The sequence below is a fragment of the Pseudomonas sp. EGD-AK9 genome (assembly GCF_000465935.2).
In the GTDB taxonomy this organism is placed as follows: domain Bacteria; phylum Pseudomonadota; class Gammaproteobacteria; order Pseudomonadales; family Pseudomonadaceae; genus Aquipseudomonas.
The window spans coordinates 1-1,104 of sequence record NZ_AVOF01000616.1 but is presented as its reverse complement, the minus strand read 5'-3'; the positions used below and the strand labels follow the sequence as shown (position 1 = coordinate 1,104).

1 protein-coding gene is annotated in these 1,104 nt (G+C 68.6%); it reads right to left on the bottom strand.

Going from position 1 to position 1,104, the window contains the following annotated elements; genetic code table 11:
- A partial coding sequence (locus tag N878_RS21655) for an FAD-dependent oxidoreductase (RefSeq protein WP_021445623.1) occupies positions 1-779 on the bottom strand: 779 nt, incomplete at its 3' end.
- Positions 780-1,104 lie beyond the last annotated feature (325 nt).

Sequence of the window (1,104 nt, the reverse complement as noted above, 5' to 3'; positions counted from 1 at the left end):
CGTATGCGCTGTTCGGCCCCGTCGCGTTGCACCACGGCGCCACAGACCCGGCCGTTGTCGCGCAGCAGGCCGGTGGCCGGCGCCGACTCGAGCAACTGCACGCCGAGGTCCTCGGCGGACTTGGCCAGTCGTGCCACCAGCGCCACGCCGTTGACCAGGTGCATGGCGCGGCCATGCCGGGCCAGGTGCCAGAGGTGGGCGCTGAAGCGTTTGCTCACGTGCAGCGCGGCCCTGGCCGAGCGGGTCATGCTGAGAAAGGCGGCCAGATCGGCGCCGGCCATGATCGGCATGCCGAGGAAGGAGGTCTCGGGCATGGTCTTGCGCAGGCGCGGCAGCAGGGCACCGACCTCGCGGGCGTCATAGGGCGCGGCGATCACCTGATGGCCGCCGGTGGCGGCGCCCGGCGCCTCGCCGCGCATGTCGGGGATGGCGTTGCCGTCGGCGAACTGCAGGCGGCTGTGCTGCTCGAAGAAGCCGACCATCTGCGGACAGGCTTGGAGAAAGGCGTCCACCAGCTCGGCATTGAAATGCTCGCCGAGGCAGTGGCGCAGGTAGCGGCGCGGCTGCTCGATGTCCTCGACTATGCCGGCGCGGCGCGCCAGCGGATTGCGCGGCACCCATATCCAGCCGCCGGACCAGGCCGTGGCGCCGCCGAACACCGCATCCTTCTCCACCAGGATGACCTTTTGCCCATGCCAGGCGGCGGTCACCGCCGCGGCCAGGCCGGCGGCGCCGGAGCCGACGATCAGCAGGTCGCAGTCGAGTTCGGCGTGGGCCATGGCGGGTGTCTCCTGGGGCAAAATGGGTTTAATGGAACCTGGTTCCGGATTCTATGATTGCCTTGAGCGAGGGCCAAGGGCGAATGGAACAATTACCCGGCTAGCGCGGCCGATACTGTGCGTTTAGCGCACGGTTGCCGGAGCGGCGCAAGATCGGCGCGGGTTTCGCCCCTGCCACAAGCCTCAAGCGCTGATCGACCACCGCGGATCGGTCGGGCCTGGCATTTTTTCTTGGCGAAAAAAAGCCCGTCGCGGGGACGGGCCGAGGGTGCCGTAACACACTTGGAGTCAATCGGGTGGACGCAAGCGCCCGGTACTACAGCAG